At 70.7% G+C, this 18,211-nt stretch carries 19 protein-coding genes; 1 reads left to right on the top strand and 18 read right to left on the bottom strand.

Features of this window, described 5'->3' with window-relative positions; translation table 11 throughout:
- The 13 genes from OG852_RS15615 to OG852_RS15675 form a co-directional block, all read right to left on the bottom strand.
- Positions 1-393 carry a YraN family protein gene (locus tag OG852_RS15615; protein WP_133915862.1) on the bottom strand — a complete coding sequence of 131 codons (393 nt, stop codon included), beginning with the start codon at positions 391-393 and terminating at the stop codon, positions 1-3.
- Between the two features lie 78 nt (positions 394-471).
- Complete coding sequence (locus OG852_RS15620; protein WP_005311352.1) at positions 472-780, bottom strand: DUF2469 domain-containing protein; 309 nt, start codon at positions 778-780, stop codon at positions 472-474.
- Positions 781-836: 56 nt separating this feature from the next.
- A complete protein-coding gene (locus tag OG852_RS15625; RefSeq protein ID WP_133915861.1) occupies positions 837-1,361 on the bottom strand; it encodes an NUDIX hydrolase in 525 nt (174 codons plus the stop codon).
- Positions 1,351-2,133 carry a signal peptidase I gene (gene lepB / locus OG852_RS15630; protein ID WP_133915860.1) on the bottom strand — a complete coding sequence of 261 codons (783 nt, stop codon included), beginning with the start codon at positions 2,131-2,133 and terminating at the stop codon, positions 1,351-1,353. Before lepB (OG852_RS15630) ends, OG852_RS15625 begins: the two co-directional genes overlap by 11 nt.
- Positions 2,134-2,343: 210 nt before the next feature.
- On the bottom strand, positions 2,344-3,327 hold the full coding sequence (gene lepB / locus OG852_RS15635; protein WP_133915859.1) for a signal peptidase I: 984 nt from the start codon (positions 3,325-3,327) through the stop codon (positions 2,344-2,346).
- Positions 3,215-4,312, bottom strand: coding sequence for a signal peptidase I (lepB, locus tag OG852_RS15640; protein ID WP_133915858.1), 1,098 nt, complete (start codon positions 4,310-4,312; stop codon positions 3,215-3,217). The genes lepB (OG852_RS15635) and lepB (OG852_RS15640) overlap by 113 nt, the downstream gene beginning before the upstream one ends.
- Positions 4,305-5,036: a signal peptidase I gene (gene lepB, locus OG852_RS15645; RefSeq protein WP_133915857.1), complete on the bottom strand. Its 732-nt coding sequence runs from the start codon at positions 5,034-5,036 to the stop codon at positions 4,305-4,307. Before lepB (OG852_RS15645) ends, lepB (OG852_RS15640) begins: the two co-directional genes overlap by 8 nt.
- 79 nt (positions 5,037-5,115) lie before the next feature.
- On the bottom strand, positions 5,116-5,466 hold the full coding sequence (gene rplS, locus OG852_RS15650) for a 50S ribosomal protein L19 (RefSeq protein WP_020128707.1): 351 nt from the start codon (positions 5,464-5,466) through the stop codon (positions 5,116-5,118).
- Positions 5,467-5,600: 134 nt separating this feature from the next.
- Positions 5,601-6,434: a tRNA (guanosine(37)-N1)-methyltransferase TrmD gene (trmD, locus tag OG852_RS15655; RefSeq protein ID WP_133915856.1), complete on the bottom strand. Its 834-nt coding sequence runs from the start codon at positions 6,432-6,434 to the stop codon at positions 5,601-5,603.
- On the bottom strand, positions 6,434-6,976 hold the full coding sequence (gene rimM, locus OG852_RS15660) for a ribosome maturation factor RimM (RefSeq protein ID WP_330348288.1): 543 nt from the start codon (positions 6,974-6,976) through the stop codon (positions 6,434-6,436). The genes trmD and rimM overlap by 1 nt, the downstream gene beginning before the upstream one ends.
- Before the next feature lie 81 nt (positions 6,977-7,057).
- Entirely contained in the window at positions 7,058-7,297 is a 240-nt protein-coding gene (locus OG852_RS15665) for an RNA-binding protein (protein WP_003973401.1), read from the bottom strand.
- A gap of 2 nt (positions 7,298-7,299) precedes the next feature.
- Entirely contained in the window at positions 7,300-7,719 is a 420-nt protein-coding gene (rpsP, locus tag OG852_RS15670) for a 30S ribosomal protein S16 (protein WP_133915853.1), read from the bottom strand.
- Positions 7,720-8,011: 292 nt separating this feature from the next.
- Positions 8,012-8,611, bottom strand: a complete 600-nt coding sequence (locus OG852_RS15675; protein WP_133915852.1) for a hypothetical protein — start codon at positions 8,609-8,611, stop codon at positions 8,012-8,014.
- Positions 8,612-9,075: 464 nt separating this feature from the next.
- Here OG852_RS15675 and OG852_RS15680 point away from each other — a divergent pair, with 464 nt between their 5' ends.
- Positions 9,076-10,014 carry an SAM-dependent methyltransferase gene (locus tag OG852_RS15680; protein WP_330348289.1) on the top strand — a complete coding sequence of 313 codons (939 nt, stop codon included), beginning with the start codon at positions 9,076-9,078 and terminating at the stop codon, positions 10,012-10,014.
- Positions 10,015-10,101: 87 nt separating this feature from the next.
- Here the strand turns inward: OG852_RS15680 and ftsH are convergent, their stop codons facing one another.
- The 5 genes from ftsH to OG852_RS15705 form a co-directional block, all read right to left on the bottom strand.
- Positions 10,102-12,048: an ATP-dependent zinc metalloprotease FtsH gene (ftsH, locus tag OG852_RS15685; RefSeq protein ID WP_133915850.1), complete on the bottom strand. Its 1,947-nt coding sequence runs from the start codon at positions 12,046-12,048 to the stop codon at positions 10,102-10,104.
- 101 nt (positions 12,049-12,149) lie between these two features.
- On the bottom strand, positions 12,150-13,700 hold the full coding sequence (gene ffh, locus OG852_RS15690) for a signal recognition particle protein (protein WP_133915849.1): 1,551 nt from the start codon (positions 13,698-13,700) through the stop codon (positions 12,150-12,152).
- Positions 13,701-13,812: 112 nt separating this feature from the next.
- Entirely contained in the window at positions 13,813-16,266 is a 2,454-nt protein-coding gene (locus OG852_RS15695) for a [protein-PII] uridylyltransferase (RefSeq protein ID WP_133915848.1), read from the bottom strand.
- Between the two features lie 26 nt (positions 16,267-16,292).
- Complete coding sequence (locus tag OG852_RS15700) at positions 16,293-16,631, bottom strand: P-II family nitrogen regulator (RefSeq protein WP_003997576.1); 339 nt, start codon at positions 16,629-16,631, stop codon at positions 16,293-16,295.
- The gene (locus tag OG852_RS15705) at positions 16,628-17,962 is read right to left on the bottom strand and encodes an ammonium transporter (RefSeq protein WP_133915847.1); all 1,335 of its coding nucleotides are present in this window, start codon (positions 17,960-17,962) and stop codon (positions 16,628-16,630) included. Before OG852_RS15705 ends, OG852_RS15700 begins: the two co-directional genes overlap by 4 nt.
- Positions 17,963-18,211: the final 249 nt, after the last annotated feature.

The raw sequence follows: 18,211 nt of genomic DNA on the forward strand, positions 1-18,211 counted from the left end.
TCAGGCCACCCCCCGCACATGCTCGACGAGGGGGGCTCCGCGGTCCGGGAGCAGGACCCCGACCAGGTCGATGCGGACGCCGCCGGGCGGTGCGCCGCCGTGGGACTGGATCCAGCGCTCCGCGAGGTCCCGCAGCCGCCGTGCCTTCTGCGGGGTCACCGCGGCCATCGGGTGCTCGTAGGAGCCGCCCTTGCGGGTCTTCACCTCGCAGACGACGAGGACGTCCCCGTCGCGGGCGACGATGTCGATCTCGCCCGTCCTGCCGCAGCGCCAGTTGCGCTGCAGAATCGTCATACCGGCCTCGGACAGCCGCCGCGCGGCCACGTCCTCGCCGTACTTGCCCATCGCACCTCGTGCGTTCATGCAGGCACCACCTCCGGCGCCCACAGTCACGCGTCCACCCCAGAGAAGTGGATCTTGGTGGAGGAGTCATCTCTTGTGGATAACTCCGTCACCCACAAGCCGGACACATCAGCTGCCCGGCAGCTCCAGATCGCTCTTGTTCAGCTCCTCAATGTTCACGTCCTTGAACGTGAGAACCCGCACCTGCTTCACGAACCGGGCCGGCCGGTACATGTCCCACACCCAGGCGTCGGCCATCGAGACCTCGAAGAACACCTCGCCCTGGACCGAGTGCACCTGCATCTCGTAGTCGTTGGTCAGATAGAAACGCCGCTCGGTCTCGATCACGTATTTGAACAGACCGACGACATCGCGGTACTCCCGGTAGAGCTTCAGCTCCATCTCGGTCTCGTACTTCTCGAGGTCCTCGGCGCTCATGGCATGTTCCCCTTCAGCCGTGCGATCCCCCCATTGTGCGCCAGTCCCGTGAGCCCCTAGACGATTTCCGTGTCCAGGGTTACGGGTCCGGGCGGGGGACCTTCTTCTAGCAGCCTGTCCAGCAGCTCGGCCAGTCTGGTCGGATACACCGTCTCATGCGTCCGCGCCAGTTCCCGACACGTCCACCAGCGCGCTCCGGCGACACTGCGCCGCTCCAGCTCCGTCAGGGCGGTGGCGCGGGTCGCCGTCACCGTCGTACGGGCCAGGTAGTACCACTCGTCCTGGTCCCAGCGGCGGCCCGCGAACGGGAAGGAGCAGGTCCGCCGCCACAGCACCGGGCCGAGTTCGACGTCGGTGATACCGGTCTCCTCGGCGAGTTCCCGCAGCGCGGCCTCTTCACGAGTCTCGTCGCCCTCCACCCCGCCGCCGGGGGTGAACCACCAGTCGACGGCGGGGTCGTCCGGCTCATGGCCGTGCAGCAGCAGGATCCGGTCCTGGGGGTCGAGGAGGACGACCCGGGCGACCTTGCGCAGACCCGCCTCGGAGGAGCCGAAGGGCCCCTTCGCCGTCTCAGCGGGCACCGGCCGGCTCCGGCTGGACGCGGGCGCGGCGGCCCGAGGCCCGTTTGGCGATCGGGCCGTACGCGGCGCCGCCGAAGATCAGCACTGTACCGCCGACGATCATCCACAGGATCGTCCGCAGCGGGCCCGGTTCGGACAGGGTGCCCAGGGCCTTGAAGCCCGTGGGGCTCTTGAGCATGCCCTTCCAGGGGAAGACGACCGCGTCCACCCGGGCCCGTACGGCGCTGCGCGCCACCGTGCCCTGGGCCGCGTCCGTGAGGTGGGCGGTGGAGTCCAGCGAGCCCCGCCGCTCGTCGCCGAGCAGGAAGAGCCGGCCCTCGGGGACCTTCACGGTCGGGAAGTCCTGGATCTCGGCCAGGCTGCCCTCGGGGAGATACGGTTCCTCGATCTGCTTGCCGTTGACGGTCAGCCTGCCCTCGGTGCAGCAGGCGACCGTGTCGCCGCCGACCGCGACCACGCGCTTGACCACGAGCGCGTTGCTGACCCACTCCTTGTCGCTGAACACGACGACGTCACCGCGGCGCACCTCGTCGCCGTCGACCTTCTGGGCCAGCACCCGTGAGCCGCCCTCGATCGTCGGGCTCATGGAGCTGGTGGGCACGGTGTAGGGCCGGTAGACCAGGGCCGCCCAGCCGAAACCGCCCAGGAACAGCGCGAGGCCCAGTGCGACGACCAGGCCGGACAGACGCTGTCCGGTCCGGCTGCCCACCGGGCCACTGCTGATGCCACCGCCGCTGCGCGGGGCCGTACGTGTCGTGCTCTCGCCGCCCATGGGTCCGCACCCTACCCGGCGGTACCGAACCGGGTCAGCCCTTCGTCCCCGGCCATGGTCACAAGCTTGGGAAAGGGTTTACACACGGGACGGGGACGAGATCAGCCCTTCTCGGCGTCAGCCCTCTCGGCGTCAGCCCTCTCGGCGTCAGTCCTTCTCGGCGTCAGCCCTTCTCGGCGTCAGCCCTTCTCGGCGTCAGCCCTCTCGGCGTCAGCCCTTCTCGGAGTCCGCCGTCGCGCGCCGACGGCGCCACAGGACCAGCGGGACCGTGCCGACGAGGGCGAGGCCCTGCGGGGCGACCGTCAGGACCGCGGAGGCCGAGGACTGGTCGTTCAGACCGGCCTGGTCGAAGGTGTCCGGCACCGGCAGCGTGCCCCAGCGGGTGATCGGCCAGGCCTTGACGATGGCGCGGCCGACGACCTGGTCGACGGGCACCATGCCGTGGTTCTTGTCGGACTGGTTGTAGCGGGAGTCCCGCGAGTTCTGCCGGTGGTCGCCCATGACCCAGACGTAGCCCTTGGGGACCTTCACCGTGAACTGGCCGCCCTGGTCGTCCTGGCTGCACGGGGTGTTCCCGGGATAGATGTAGGGCTCGTCCAGCGCCTTGCCGTTGACCTTCAGCGGGCCCGTGCCCTTGCAGGAGACGGTGTCGCCGCCGACGCCGACGACTCGCTTGATCAGGTCCTTCTCCTCCGCGGACGGCATCAGGCCGATCCAGCTGAGGAAGGTCTGCACGGCGTTCGGCTCGGTCGTGGCCTCGCCCGCCAGCCAGTTGTCCGGGTCGTGGAAGACCACGACCTCGCCGCGCTCGGGCTCGGAACCGAACCACGGGGTCAGCTTGTCGACGAGCACCCGGTCGCCGACCCGGAGGGTGTTCTCCATCGACGCGGACGGGATGGAGAACGCCTGTACCAGGAAGGTCTTGATGATCAGCGCGAGGACGAGCGCGATCAGGATCAGGATCGGCAGCTCCTTCCAGAAGGAGCGCGGCTTCTTCGCCTTCGGGGCCCCGTCGCCCGGACCGTGACCGCCGCCGCCCGGGGGCTCGTCGGCCGGGGGGCCCTCGCCGCCCGCCGCCGGGTCATTCCCGGAGGTCACGGCGCTGTCCCCAGCCGGGTCGGCGGTGTCCACGGGACGTCCGCGGTGTTCCTCGCCGTCGTGCCCGGACCGTGCGCCAACCGCCACATCCCCCACGCCAACTCCCATCTCCGTGCCGCCGCCTGCCCCATGCGCGACGCAGGCCCACTACTCCCATAACGAGCGGGAGTTCCGCAGGGCTCGGGAGCTGTTGGATCGTTCCGTTCGGAACGTCCTGGGCAACCCTATGCGACGGCTGGGCGGCTGATGCCGTCGTGGCGGTCGAGCCGGTCACGGAGGAAAAAGTTTGCGGTTCCTTGAGACGGACCCAGTGGCCGAGCGGCCAGGCGATCACCATGGCCCGGCCGACCACCTCGTCCTCGGCGACGGTGCCGCCGTAGTCCGTGTTCTGGTGGGAGCGCGAGTCCGCGGAGTTGGCGCGGTGATCCCCCATCACCCACAGCCGGCCCTGGGGGACGGTGATGTCGAAGGCGGCGTCGGAGGGGTTGTTCCCGGGGTAGAGATAACTTCCCTCTTCCAGGGGAACGCCGTTGACGGTGACCCGCCCTTGGGTGTCACAGCACTTGACGTGGTCGCCACCCACGCCGACGACGCGCTTGATGAGGTCCTTCTCGTTGTCGGACGGCAGCAGACCGATGAAGGTGAGCCCTTCCTTGACCTGCTTGACGACGACGGGGTCCTTTTTCTTCGTGGTGGTCGTCTCGTCGTTGAGCCAGCCGCCGGGGTCCTTGAACACGACCACGTCCCCGCGCTGCGGCTTGGAGCCGAACCACGGGGTGAACTTGTCCACCAGGACGCGGTCGCCGATACGGATGGTCTGCTCCATCGACCCCGAGGGGATCACGAAGGCCTGCACCAGGAAGGTCTTCAGGACCAGGGCGATCAGGACGGCGACACCGACCAGCAGCGGTATCTCCCGTACGGCGGACCGCCTGCGCTTGCGCTTGACCTTGCGCTGGAGTTTGCGCCGTTCCGCGCGGGTGCGGCCGCCGGAGGGGGAGGAGGCGCGCCGGACACCGGTCGGCAGGAGCTGGTCGGCGGGCGAGGAGGGGACGCCGCGGGGCTTGCCTCGGTTACCCATGGGCACCCGCCGCCGTCCGTGAGCCGTTCGCCCCCTGGCCGCTCGCGGTGGGCACGCGCGCGTAGGCGCTCGGGCGGGTCAGCCGGGTCAGATGCCCGTACGGCCATACGATCCAGTCGGCGCGGCCGATCACCCGGTCCACGGGGATCATGCCGCCGCCCGGTGAGCCCAGGTGGTCGCGGGAGTCGCTGGAGGCGCCGCGGTGGTCGCCGAGGACGAACAGGGTGCCCTCGGGAACACGGACGTCGAAGTCCACCGTGGACGGGCTGTCGCCCGGATACAGGAAGGTCGACTCGTCGACCGACCGGCCGTTCACCCGGATCCTCCCCTCCTTGTCGCAGCAGACCACGTGGTCTCCGCCTACCCCCACGACGCGTTTGACGTAGTCGGAGTTCCCGAAGTACTCGGTGCCGTCGAACACGACGACATCGCCGCGCCGCGGCTCGGCACCGAAACGGTACGCCAACTTATTTACGAGAACGCGGTCGCCGATCCTCAATCCGTTTTCCATGGATCCGCTGGGAATCTGGAATGGTTGAACCACGAAAGCGTTGAGGACCAGCAAAAACACCAGGCAGATCAGCAGGGTGAGGCTGATGCGGCCGCCCGGCAGCCACTCGGCGATCCACGCCGTCAACGAGAAACGCGACCGTCCCTCCACGGCCCCCTGATCGGGGCGGGAGGAGCGGTCGCGCTCCGTCGTCGGCTGAGCTTCGGTGTCCATCGGGGTCAGATGCTATCCGGCCCCTCTGTGGATCTCCCGGGTGTGCTCAGTGGATCACCGGTGGACCCACCGTGCGGGCTCAGTTGTCGCGCTTCTCCTTGATCTTCGCGGCCTTGCCGCGCAGCTCACGGAGGTAGTACAGCTTGGCGCGACGCACATCACCGCGGGTGACGAGCTCGATCTTCTCGACGATCGGGGTGTGCACCGGGAAGGTGCGCTCGACGCCGACGGAGAACGAGACCTTGCGGACCGTGAAGGTCTCGCGGACACCGGCGCCCTGGCGGCGGATGACGACGCCCTTGAACTGCTGCACACGAGAGCGGTTGCCCTCGATGACGCGGACGTGGACGTTGACGGTGTCGCCCGGGCGGAAGGCCGGGACGTCGCTGCGCAGCGACGCGGCGTCGACGGAGTCGAGCAGGTGAGACATTTCGTCTGCTTTCTTCGCCGATGCCACAGGTCATCAGCGGTAGCTGGGGTTCACTGAGGTTTGTCGTGCCCGTCGGGGCGGGCGTCGTGTCCCCCTGTGGCAGGGGCGCACGCCGGACGGCGCACAACAGCGGCCTATTCTTCCACGCCCTCGGTCCTGCGCCAAAATCGGCCGTAGGGCTCGCCCTCCCGGTCGGGTGCCCAGCCCAGCACGGAGAGCGTCTCGCGGTCCTTCTTGTCGAAGGCCTCGGGTGCGCAGCGCTCGATCAGGTCGGGTCGGTGGGCCGTCGTACGGCGCAGTGCCTCGTCGCGGCGCCAGCGGGCGATCTTGCCGTGGTGGCCGCTGAGCAGGACCTCCGGGATCTCCCTCGCGCGCCAGACGGGCGGCTTGGTGTAGACGGGGCCCTCCAGGAGGCTCGCCATGGCGCCGGGTGCGAAGGAGTCGTCGCGGTGGGACTCGGCGTTGCCGAGCACCCCGGGCAGCAGCCGGGCCACGGCCTCGGTGACGACGAGGACGGCCGCCTCGCCGCCGGCGAGGACGTAGTCGCCGATGGAGACCTCGTACACGGGGATCCGCGTGGCGTACTCGTCGACGACCCGTCGGTCGATGCCCTCGTAGCGGGCCGGGGTGAAGATCAGCCAGGGCCGCTCGGAGAGTTCGACGGCGAGTTCCTGGGTGAAGGGGCGGCCGCTCGGGGTGGGGACGACGATCGCGGGGAGCGTGGAGCCGGTCTCGTAGCCGTCGGCGAGGATCTCGTCCAGGGCGTCGCCCCAGGGCTCGGTCTTCATGACCATGCCGGGCCCGCCGCCGTACGGGGTGTCGTCGACGGTGTGGTGCCGGTCGTGGGTCCACTGCCGCAGGTCGTGCACCCGTACGTCGAGCTGTCCTCGCGCGCGTGCCTTGCCGACGAGGGAGACGTTCAGCGGGTCGAGGTACTCGGGGAAGATCGTGACGACGTCGAGGCGCATCAGGAGTCGTCCCGGGTGGAGTCGATCTCGGCGCGGTCGTCGATGAGCCCCGGCGGCGGGTCGATCACCGCGCGCTGCTCCTCAAGGTCGATCTCGGTGACGATCTCCGAGACGAACGGGATCATCACCTCGGTGCCGTCCGGGCGCTCGACGATGAAGAGGTCCTGGGAGGGCAGGTGCGAGATCTCGGTGATGCGGCCGACCTCCACCCCGTCCGTGGTGACGACGTCCAGGTCCATGAGCTGGTGGTCGTAGTACTCGTCGTCCTCCTCCGGCAGTTCGTCGGGGTCGACCTCGGCGATCAGGAGGGTGTTGCGCAGCGCCTCGGCGCCGTTGCGGTCCTTGACGCCCTCGAAGCGCAGGAGGAGGCGGCCGCTGTGGACCCGGCCGGTCTCGATGGTGAGCGGGCCCGTCGAGGCGGGGTCCGTGAGCAGGACGGCGCCCGGCGCGAGCCTCAGCTCCGGCTCGTCGGTGCGGACCTCCACCGTGACCTCGCCCTTGATGCCGTGGGCGCGCCCGATGCGGGCGACTACCAGCTGCACTGTGCGTGTTCTCCTGTCATACGACTACGGGCCGGGGACGGCCCGATGGCCCTCCCCGGCCCGAGCCGGTGCTGCGATACGTCAGCGGACGTGGTCGACGTCGACGAGGTCGACGCGGACTCCGCGGCCGCCGATGGCGCCCACGACGGTGCGCAGAGCGCGTGCGGTGCGGCCGTTGCGGCCGATCACCTTGCCGAGGTCGTCGGGGTGGACCCGGACCTCGAGCACACGCCCGCGGCGCAGGTTGCGCGAGGCGACCTGCACATCGTCAGGGTTGTCGACGATGCCCTTCACGAGGTGCTCGAGAGCCTCCTCGAGCATGCTCAGGCCTCGGTCGACTCGGACTCAGCGGCGGCCTCGTCCTTCTTCTCGGCCTTCTTCTTCTGGGTGATCGCCTCACCCTTGCCCGCGTCGTCGCCACCGAGGGCCTCGAACGAGGGGCGCGCCTTCTTGGGAGCGGCCACGAGCAGCGGAGCCGGGGCGGGCTCGCCCTTGAACTTCTGCCAGTCGCCGGTCTTCTTCAGGATGGCGAGGACGGGCTCGGTCGGCTGCGCGCCGACACCCAGCCAGTACGCGACGCGGTCGGCGTCCACCTCGATGACCGACGGGTTGTAGGTCGGGTGGTACTTGCCGATCTCCTCGATCGCACGGCCGTCACGGCGGGTGCGGGAGTCGGCGACGACGATGCGGTAGTGAGGCGAACGGATCTTGCCCAGACGCTTCAGCTTGATCTTGACTGCCACGGGAGTGGATTCTCCTGGTTTTGACGTGGTTGGGCACGGCGAGAGAGCCGCGTGGGGTTGCGGTACCCGAGTGCCCGATGGACGCGTCAGCCGGAGGAGAGAGGGGTCCTGTGCGACTGTCGAGTACAGCTAGCCATTGTGCCACACCCCACGGGTCGCTCTGAGCCGAGGGGTGTGCGCGGGCATGGCTGGGAAGCGTCCGGCGCGCCTGCGGGGAGCCCTTGGAACCACGGCTCCCCGCACCACGCTGAACCGGCAGCCACGAGATGCCGGTGCAGGACTGTATGACGGCTTACGCGGCGCCCGCGATCTCGGGGATGCGGAACGGCTTGCCGCAGCCGCCGCACACGATCGGGGCCTGGGCCAGGACCGACGGGACCACCCGGACGTTGCGACCGCAGTCGCAGACCGCCTTGACGCGGACGCCGCCGCCGGAGGAGCCGTGGCGGGCGGCGGGGCCGCGGAAGGTGCGGGTGGTGTTGTCGGCGGAGGTGGCCGCCGTATGGGCCTTGAGGGCCCGCTGGAGGCGCTCGATCGTCGGGCGGTAGCGGCGCTTGGCCTCGGGGTTGAGCGTGACCAGGGAGAAACCGCTGCTCGGATGCGGTTCCTCGGGGTGGTCCAGGCCCAGCTCCTCGGCGATGGCGAGGAATCTCCGGTTGTGGTAGCGGCCGGCGCGGGACGTGTCGCGAACGCCGCGGGCGGCGGCGATGCCATGGACTGCCTCATGGAGCAGTCGCTCGAAGGAGAGCTCGTGACCGCATGCGGACGACGACTCCCCGATCAGGGACTCTGGCGCGGCAAGGTCCGGCAGTTCGGGGTGGTACCGCTGAATGTCGGCCCACGCCTGTGCCAGCTCTGCGGCGAGAACAGGTGGTGTCTGTGTCGTGCTCACGTAATGACAACGAGCGGGGGTGCCGCTGTGTTCCTATTCCGGGGCATCCCAAATAATTTGCACGTACCCGTCAGTTGCCGCTGATGCGTGGAGACGAGGGCGGGTGCGCTGATCTGCGGAGAAGTCTCACAGCTCACCCCAAGCCGGTGCGTAGTTCGCCGTACGCCCCGGCGTGTACGCCTTGTCCGCGCGCCGGGGAACAGGTGTACGGCGGGGCGCAAGAGGTGTTTCGGTCGCCGGCACCGACTCTCCTCGGCGACCGGACACCGCGATGGTACGGGCCCGTATTGCCGGAACGTGAATTCTCGCCACTCCCGCCGCGCGTCCACAAGCGGGGCCCCGAGACCCCTGGACGCCGCAGCGGAGGGGGAGTTACCTGGCATACGGGGGAAGTGCGAGCGCACTGCACGGGGGCCACCCGATCGGCACAGCGGCAGATTCTCGGCGGAATGGGGCGCTTATTCATGACACCTGTGCTCGTGCGGCAGCACCTTCCCACCGCGGGGCCGGTGCCCCGCGCGGACCTGGGTGCACGCGCGCGTGACTGGTCCGAGATCCAGGAACGGATGCTGGTTCCGCTCTACGAGGCCGTCTACGAGCGGCTGGAAGTGGGCCCCGGGACCCGGCTGCTCGGCCTCGGCTGCGGCTCCGGTCTCGCCCTGCTGATGGCGGCCTTCAGAGGCGCGGCCCTCACCGGTGTCGAGCCCGGCTCCCCCGACCGGCTGGCCCTCGCCCGCGAGCGGCTGCAGCCGCCGGCCGGCGAGGCACCCGGGCGAGGCGGCATCCGGCTTGGCCGGTCACCGAAGGACGCGGCCGACGCGGAGACGCCCGCGTACACCCTGGTGACCGCCTTCGAACCGATCGGTTGTCTCGCGGGCGACGCGGAGGACCTGGTGGGACTGCTCAGGGCGGCGGTGCCGCTCGCCGAGCGGGGGGCGCCGGTGGTCCTCGTCGGCTGGGGCCCGCCGGAGCGCTGCGCCACCTGGGACGTCCTGCGCGCGGTGGCCGGAGCGGACGCCCTGACGCGCGGGACGGCCGGACCGGATCCGACGGCCGACCACTCCGCGCGGGAGGGCCGCCGGCGCTCCGGCGGTGAGGACGGCCTCCCGGGCGGCACGGGCCGGCTGCGGCCCGCCCTGCGGGACGATCTGGAGGAGGCCGCCGAGCGGGCGGGGCTGCGGCCCGACGGGTCCGGGCGGGTGGCGTGTCCCTTCGGCTACGCCGGGGTGGACAGCGCCGTCCGGGGCCTGCTGGCCACGGGCCTGTTCGACGCGGCTGTCGCGGCGGCCGACCCGGACCAGGTCGGCAAGGAGCTGACGGAGGCCCTGCACCCCTACCGCCGGCGCGACGGCACGGTGTGGATGCCGAACGTGTTCCGCTACCTGATCGCCCGGACGCCCTAGATGTGCTGACCGGACAGGCGCAGTCCCGTCGTCCGCCCGAAGGGCGCCCCCCGGCGTCCGGGGCAGGCGGGACTGCGCGGACACGGGCTAGGCGTCGGGGTCCTTCGTCAGGCGGGTGATCCCCGCGACGCGGTAGGCGTCCGCCTCCTCCAGCGTCTCGTGCTCCAGCAGGGCCCCGGCGAGGGCGTCCAACTGACCGCGGTGGTCGCGGAGTTTGCGCAACGCCTCCTCGTAGCACTCGTCGACGATACGGCGCATCTCGTCGTCGATGACATCGAGGGTGGCCGGGGCGGCGGCGAGGCCGTAGGCCTGCTGGGCGTCGCTGGGCAGGGCCGAGAGCCGGCCGACGCGGTCGCTCATGCCCCAGCGGGCGACCATCCCGCGCGCGATGTTGGTGACCTGTTCGAGGTCGTTCTCGGCGCCGGTCGTGACGACCCCGTAGATCACCTCCTCGGCCGCCATCCCGCCGAGGGCGCCGATGATACGGCCGCGCAGATACTCCTCCGAGTGCGCGTACCGCTCGACCTCGGGGGTCGACATGGTCACCCCGAGGGCACGGCCGCGCGGCACGATGGTGACCTTGCGGACCGGGTCGGCGCCGGGCTGCAGCATGCCGAGGAGGGCGTGGCCGCTCTCGTGGTAGGCGGTGCGACGGCGGTCCTCCTCGGGCATCACGAGGGTGCGTTCGGCACCGAGCTGCACCTTCTCCAGGGCCTCGGAGAGGTCGGAGGCGGTCACCTGCGCCTGCTTGCGTTTGACGGCGAGCAGAGCGGCCTCGTTCGCGAGATTGGCCAGATCCGCTCCTGTCATTCCGGGGGTGGTGCGGGCCACCTGGGTGAGGTCGACGTCCGGGGCGAGCGGGATCTCCCGGGTGTGGATGCGCAGGATCGCCTCGCGGCCGCCGCGGTCCGGCGGGGAGACGTTGACGACCCGGTCGAAGCGGCCGGGCCGGGTGAGCGCCGGGTCCAGGATGTCGGCGCGGTTCGTGGCCGCGATGACGATCACGCCCTCGGAGCCGGAGAAGCCGTCCATCTCGGTGAGGATCTGGTTCAGGGTCTGCTCACGCTCGTCGTGGCCGCTCACCGAGGCGCCCCCGCTGCGGACCCGGCCGATGGTGTCGATCTCGTCGATGAAGATGATCGACGGCGCCACCTTGCGGGCCTCGGCGAACAGTTCACGGACCCGGGACGCGCCGACCCCGACGATCATCTCGATGAACTCGGACGCGGAGGCCGAGAAGAACGGCACCCCCGCCTCGCCGGCCACCGCGCGCGCCAGCAGGGTCTTGCCGGTGCCGGGCGAGCCCGCGAGCAGCACCCCGCGGGGCATCTTCGCGCCCATCCTGCGGTAGGCGTCGGGGTGCTCCAGGAAGTCGACGACGTCGTCCAGTTCGCCCTTGACCTCGTCGATCCCGGCCACGTCGGCGAAGGTGGTGCGCTGGGTGCCGGGCAGCAGCTCGACCGGCTTCGGGGGCGCCTTGCGGCCGAGCATCCCGCCCGCTCCGCCGAGACCCCCGGCGAACCGCCGGGCGAAGAAGATCCACACCGCGACCAGCAGCACGATCGGGATCAGCGAGATCAGCAGGTTGGACACCAGACTGCGCTGCTGCACGACCGGGCGGGCGGTGACGGTGACGTCGTGGCTGCTCAGGTTCTGCCAGAGGTCGTCGTCGGCGAAAGCGGGGCGCTGGGTCTTGAACCGGGTGTAGGTGCCCCCGTCGTCGGGGTCGTCCCGCGCCTTCCTGAGCTGGCCCTGGATCGCGTCGCCCTTGGAGTAGATCTTCTCGACGTTGCCCTCGTCGACCTGCTTGCTGAACTCCGTGTACGAGATCGTCGGTTCGTTGCCCTGGCCGAGATAGTTCAGTCCGACGTAGACGACCACGAAGACGATCACCGCGGTGACGGCGAGTCCCCACCAGCGGCCCCGGGGCCGTCTGCCACCGGAGCCGCCGGGAGGCCGGGTTCCGTCGTCCGGGGTGCCCTCGGAGCGCCATGGCTGGTCGGGGGCCCTGCGCGGCGGAGCGGCATTGCTCATATCTGGACGTTACGGCAGACACCGGACCTCGGCATGCGCTGAGGGCGCCCTCCCGGCGGAAGGGCGCCCTCAGCGCCGTGCACGACGTACGCCCAGGGGCGTCAGCCCATGAACTTCTTGAACTCGTCCGGCAGCTCGAAGTCCTGGTTGCCCTGCTGCGGCACCCCGAAGGCGTTGCCGCCCTGGGCCTGGGCCTCGCGGCGCTGGGCCGCCTCCAGCTCCTGCTGCTTGCGCTTCATCGGGTTGCCGGAGCGCTGCTTGCCCTTGGCCTGCTTGGGCTGCTTCTTCTGCCGGCCGGGGCCGCCACCCATGCCCGGGATGCCCGGCATTCCGGGCATGCCGCCGCCCTGGGCCATGCGGGACATCATCTTGCGGGCCTCGAAGAACCGCTCGACCAGGCCCTTGACCGCGCTGACCTCGACACCGGAGCCCTTGGCGATACGGGCGCGGCGCGAGCCGTTGATGATCGTGGGGTCCTGGCGCTCGGCCGGGGTCATCGACTTGATGATCGCCGCGGTGCGGTCGACGTCCCGCTCGTCGAGGTTGTTGATCTGGTCCTTGATCTGGCCCATGCCCGGCAGCATGCCGAGGAGCTTGGAGATCGACCCCATCTTCCTGACCTGTTCCATCTGGGACAGGAAGTCGTCCAGGGTGAAGTCCTGGCCCTTCTTGGACGCCAGCTTGGAGGCCATCTTCTCGGCCTCGTCCTGGCTGAACGTCTTCCCGGCCTGCTCGATCAGGGTGAGCAGGTCACCCTGGTCGAGGATGCGGGAGGCCATCCGGTCCGGGTGGAAGGCGTCGAAGTCCTCGAGCTTCTCGCCGCTCGACGCGAACATGATCGGCTTGCCGGTGATCTGCCGGATCGACAGGGCCGCGCCGCCGCGGGCGTCGCCGTCGAGCTTGGAGAGCACCACGCCGTCGAAGCCGACGCCGTCGCGGAAGGCCTCGGCGGTGTTGACGGCGTCCTGACCGATCATCGCGTCGACGACGAAGAGGATCTCGTCGGGCGAGACGGCGTCGCGGATGTCCGCGGCCTGCCGCATCAGCTCCTGGTCGATGCCGAGGCGGCCGGCGGTGTCCACGATCACGACGTCGTGGACCTTCGACTTCGCGAACTCGATGGAGTCCTTGGCGACCTGCACCGGGTCGCCCACGCCGTTGCCCGGCTGGGGCGCGTACACCGCGACGCCCGCGCGCTCGGCGACGACGCTGAGCTGGTTGACGGCGTTGGGGCGCTGGAGGTCACAGGCGACGAGCAGCGGCGAGTGGCCCTGCTCCTTCAGCCAGCGGCCGAGCTTGCCCGCGAGGGTGGTCTTACCGGCACCCTGGAGACCGGCCAGCATGATCACGGTGGGCGGCTGCTTGGCGAGGCGCAGACGCCGGGTCTCGCCGCCGAGGATCGTGACGAGCTCGTCCTTCACGATCAGCAGGACCTGCTGGGCCGGGTTCATCGAACGCGAGACCTCGACGCCGAGGGCGCGCTCCTTGACGTTCTTGATGAACGTCCGCACGACGGGCAGGGCCACGTCCGCCTCGAGCAGCGCGATGCGGATCTCGCGCGCGGTGGCGTCGATGTCCGCCTCGGAGAGCCGTCCCTTGCCGCGCAGGTTCTTGAAAGTCGCTGAGAGGCGATCGGAGAGAGTATCGAACACGGCGGCGTCGGTCCTCGGGGTCGGGGGCGGTATGAGCGTCTTCAAGGGTATCCCGGACGGGCAAGACCGGGTCACGGTCCTGCCGCGACCCGGTCCCGCGCGTGTACCGGGCTCAGCCCCGCAGGGTCTCCTCCAGCTTGCGCGACACGGCCGCCGCCTCGTCGACCGGCAGCGGGGAGCCGTCCGCGCCGGTGACGTAGAAGGCGTCCACGGCGTTCGCGCCCAGGGTGCTGACGTGCATGCTGCGCACCCGTACGGCCGCGTCCTCCAGGGCGGAGCCGATCCGGAACAGCAGACCCGGCGCGTCCTGGGCGCGCACCTCGATGACGGTGGCGTGCCGGGAGGCGGCGGGGGCGACCGTCACACGGGCGGGGGGCGCGATCACGCCCCGGCGCCGGGGATAGGCCGCGTCCCGCTCGGCGAGCCGGCCCGCGATGTCCAGCGAGCCGTCGAGGGCGCGGACGAGGTCGGCGCGCAGCCGGGCGGCCTGGGGCAGGGAGCCGTACTCGGCGGCGACCCGCCAGTTCAACAGCAGGACGGAGCCCTCGACGCCGTCCGGCAGGTCCAGGGCGCGCAGCTCGGCGGTGCGCACGGTCAGCCGGTGCACGGCGAGCACGCCGGCCACCGCGGGCAGCACGCCCGCCTGGTCGGGTACGGCGATGAGGAGTTCCACGCCGAGCGGCTCGGGGTCGCCGGCCGGCTGCTCCCCCGCGTCGGCCGGCGGTTCGGTCTGGGCGCGCAGGGCCAGCACGGGGCTGCCGGTGGCGACCGCCTCGATGGCGAGCCGCTCCTGTTCGGCGGTGGGCGCGGAGGCGTCCGGCTCGTCGGGCTCGTCCCCGGCGAGGACCGCTCCGACCCGCTTGACCAGGTCCGCCACGAGCGAACCCCGCCAGGAGGACCAGGCGGCGGGCCCGGTGGCCAGCGCGTCCGCCTCGGTGAGCGCGTGCAGCAGCTCCAGGGTGCTCTGCGTGCCGACCGCCTCGGCGACCGAGCGGACGGTGGCGGGGTCCTCCAGGTCGCGCCGGGTGGCCGTCTCGATGAGCAGCAGGTGATGCCGTACGAGGGAGGAGAGCACCGCCACGTCGGCGCGGTCGAAGCCGATGCGGGCGGCGACGTCCTTGGCGATGATCTCGCCCGCGACCGAGTGGTCGCCGGGCCAGCCCTTGCCGACGTCGTGCAGCAGCGCCGCGACGAGGAGCAGGTCGGGGCGGCTGACGCGGCGGGTGAACTCGGAGGCGCGGACGGCGGTCTCGATGAGGTGCCGGTCGACGGTCCAGATGTGCACGGCGTTGCGCTGCGGCCGGCAGCGGACCCGCTCCCAGTCGGGCAGGAACCGGGTGATCAGTCCCTCGGCCTCGAGGGCCTCCCAGACCTCGACGGTGGGCCGGCCGGAGCCGAGCAGGGTGACGAGCTGTTCGCGGGCCTCGGCGGGCCAGGGCGTGGGCAGCGGGCGCACGGTGGCGGCGAGGCGGCGTACGGCGTGCAGGGAGAGCGGGAGGCCGGCCTGTGCGGCGGCGGCCGCGGCGCGCAGCGGGAGCACGGGGTCGCGTTCGGGGCGTGCGGCGCGGGCGAGCACCACCTCGCCGTCCTGTTCGACGACGCCCTCGGCCAGCGGCGAGCGCTCGGGGACGGGCTTCCCGCCGCCGAGCATGGCGCGCAGCCGGGGCCGTACGGCGCGCGAGCGCAGCACACGCGCCACTTCGCGCCAGGTGACGTCACTGGCGTACGAGATGACGCGCGCGGCCTCGTAGACCTGCCGCAGGAGGGTGTCTGCGTCGAGGAGGCCGAGCCCGGCGGCGACCTGGTCCTGCTCCTGGAGGGCCAGGCGGTCGGTGGCGCGGCCGGTGGCCAGGTGGAGGGCGTCCCGGACGTCGAGGAGACGGCGGCGGGCGTCGTCGAGGCCCTCGCGGGGGGCGTCGGCGAGCCAGGAGGCGGCGACGGCGCGCAGGGCGGTGGCGTCTCTCAGGCCGCCGCGGGCCTCTTTGAGGTCCGGTTCCAGCAGGTACTGGAGCTCGCCCTGGCGTTCGGCGCGTTCGGCGCAGAGCTCCTGGAGTTCGGGCAGGCGTTTGATCGCCTGGTTGCGCCAGTCGGCGAGGACGCTCGTGCGCAGCCCGGAGGTCAGCGCCAGGTCGCCGGCGAGATGGCGGGCGTCGAGGAGACCGAGGTGGACCTTCAGGTCCTCACCGGCGGTCTTGCGGGCCTCGGCGGGGGTGCGGACCGAGTGGTCGAGGGCGAGGCCCAGGTCCCACACCGGGTACCAGAGGCGGTCGGCGAGGGAGGCGACCGCCTTGCTGTCGCTGCCGTCGTGCAGGAGCAGCAGATCGAGGTCGCTGCGCGGGGAGAGCTCGCCGCGGCCGTAGCCGCCGACGGCGACCAGGGAGACCCCCCGCAGGTCCTCCGCGCCCGCGGTGAACAGGCCGGCGAGCCATTCGTCGGTCAGTTCCGAGAGGGCCGCACGGCGCGGCGGCCCGGACCGCGCCTCCTCGGTGAGGAGGCGCAGCCGGGCCGCCGCGTAGCCGCTGGGTCCCGAGTCCTCTGCTTCGTTTCGCACGTCCGTACTCGTCACCCAGCGACTCCTGTTCTGTTCTGCCGTCAGAGCGCGTCCGGGCCGCGCTCGCCGGTACGGACCCGTACGGCCGTCTCGACCGGGAGGGACCAGACCTTGCCGTCACCGATCTTGCCGGTGCGGGCCGCCTTGACGATGACGTCGATGAGCTGCTCGGCGTCGTCGTCCTCGGCCAGTACCTCGATGCGGATCTTGGGGACCAGGTCGACCGTGTACTCGGCGCCGCGGTAGACCTCGGTGTGTCCCCTCTGACGACCGTAACCGCTCGCCTCGGTGACCGTCAGGCCGTGCACGCCGAAGGCCTGCAGGGCTTCCTTGATCTCGTCGAGCCGGTGGGGCTTCACGACGGCGGTGATGAGCTTCATGCGTCCACCTTCTTGCTGCTCGCGGCGCCGGCGGCGGCGGGTGCCGCGGTCCGGGCGGCGCCGCCACCGGCACCGCTGAAGTCGTACGCGGTCTCGGCGTGCTCGGCCTGGTCGATGCCGGAGATCTCCTCGTCCTCGTCGACCCGCATACCGATGGTCTTGTCGAGGAGGAAGGCGAGCACCGCGGAGGCGATCAGGGAGTAGGCGAGGACGGCGAAGACACCGGCGCACTGCTTCCAGAACTGGTCCAGGCCGCCGCCGTAGAAGAGGCCCTTGACGTCGGACTGGCCCTTGCCGCTGGCGAAGAAGCCGATCAGCAGGGAGCCGATGACACCGCCGACCATGTGGACGCCGACGACGTCGAGGGAGTCGTCGTAGCCGAACTTGTACTTCAGGCCCACGGCCATGGCGCACAGGACACCGGCGATGACGCCGATCGCGATGGCGCCGATCGGGGTGACCGCGCCGCCGGACGGGGTGATGGCGACCAGACCGGCGACCGCGCCGGAGGCGGCACCGAGGGTGGTGAACGCGCCGTGGCGGATCTTCTCGTAGCCGAGCCAGGCGAGCATGGCGGCGGCGGTGGCGATCTGGGTGTTGACGAACATCAGCGAGCCGACGCCGTCGTCGTTGCCGAGCCACGAGCCGGCGTTGAAGCCGAACCAGCCGAACCACAGCAGGCCCGCGCCGAGCATGACCAGCGGGAGGCTGTGCGGGCGCATCGGGTCCTTCTTGAAGCCGACGCGCTTGCCGATGACCAGGATCACACCGAGCGCCGCGGCACCCGCGTTGATGTGGACCGCCGTACCACCGGCGAAGTCGATCACACCGAGCTCGAAGGCCCAGCCGCCGGTGCCCCAGACCCAGTGGGCGACCGGGAAGTAGACGACCGTGGCCCACAGCACGACGAAGAGCGACCAGGCGGAGAACTTGACGCGGTCCGCGAGGGCACCGCTTATCAGGGCGGGCGTGATGATGGCGAACATCATCTGGAAGACCGCGAAGGCGAAGACCGGGATCGTGTACCCGGACCAGATGTCGGCCTTGTCGATGCCGGTCCAGCCGACGAAGTCGGACTCCCAGCCGATGAGCGAGCCGTGGTCCGTACCGAACGCCATGGAGAAGCCGTACAGCACCCACAGGATGGTGACGATACCCATGCTGATGAAACTCATCATCAGCATGTTGAGGGTGCTCTTGACGCGGACCATGCCTCCGTAGAAGAAGGCGAGTCCCGGGGTCATGATCAGCACCAGGGCGGAACAGATCAGCATGAAGCCTGTGTTGGCCACAGACAGTTTGTCTGCGGCGAGCGTGATGGCTGGTGCCATCGGCGTCTCCTCGTCGTAGGTACGGCCCCGTGCGGGCGAAGCCAGAGCGGATTGAGGGGTGGGCCGGTTATGCGCCATGAGATTGACGCAGCGCGGTTTCGGTGGAAGCCCCTCGTTGTTTCGCCGCCGTGACGAAGGCGCCTGGTGCGTTACACGTCGGTGAACTGGCTGATGTTCGCCGAGCGGATCGTTATCGTGGCGCAACCTTCCCTGAGGGAAGGAAACCGGCCGCGGTCGGCCTTCCGATGA

It is taken from the genome of Streptomyces sp. NBC_00582, from assembly GCF_036345155.1.
In the GTDB taxonomy this organism is placed as follows: Bacteria; Actinomycetota; Actinomycetes; order Streptomycetales; family Streptomycetaceae; genus Streptomyces.

Coding starts and splice junctions, on each gene's coding strand:
- lepB (WP_133915858.1), bottom strand. CDS start 4,312: ATGGGTAACCGAGGCAAGCCCCGCGGCGTCCCCTCCTCGCCCGCCGAC.
- trmD (WP_133915856.1), bottom strand. CDS start 6,434: ATGCGCCTCGACGTCGTCACGATCTTCCCCGAGTACCTCGACCCGCTG.
- OG852_RS15700 (WP_003997576.1), bottom strand. CDS start 16,631: ATGAAGCTCATCACCGCCGTCGTGAAGCCCCACCGGCTCGACGAGATC.
- lepB (WP_133915860.1), bottom strand. CDS start 2,133: ATGGGCGGCGAGAGCACGACACGTACGGCCCCGCGCAGCGGCGGTGGC.
- OG852_RS15620 (WP_005311352.1), bottom strand. CDS start 780: ATGAGCGCCGAGGACCTCGAGAAGTACGAGACCGAGATGGAGCTGAAG.
- rplS (WP_020128707.1), bottom strand. CDS start 5,466: ATGTCTCACCTGCTCGACTCCGTCGACGCCGCGTCGCTGCGCAGCGAC.
- OG852_RS15665 (WP_003973401.1), bottom strand. CDS start 7,297: ATGCTCGAGGAGGCTCTCGAGCACCTCGTGAAGGGCATCGTCGACAAC.
- ftsH (WP_133915850.1), bottom strand. CDS start 12,048: ATGAGCAATGCCGCTCCGCCGCGCAGGGCCCCCGACCAGCCATGGCGC.
- OG852_RS15705 (WP_133915847.1), bottom strand. CDS start 17,962: ATGGCACCAGCCATCACGCTCGCCGCAGACAAACTGTCTGTGGCCAAC.
- lepB (WP_133915857.1), bottom strand. CDS start 5,036: ATGGACACCGAAGCTCAGCCGACGACGGAGCGCGACCGCTCCTCCCGC.
- OG852_RS15680 (WP_330348289.1), top strand. CDS start 9,076: ATGACACCTGTGCTCGTGCGGCAGCACCTTCCCACCGCGGGGCCGGTG.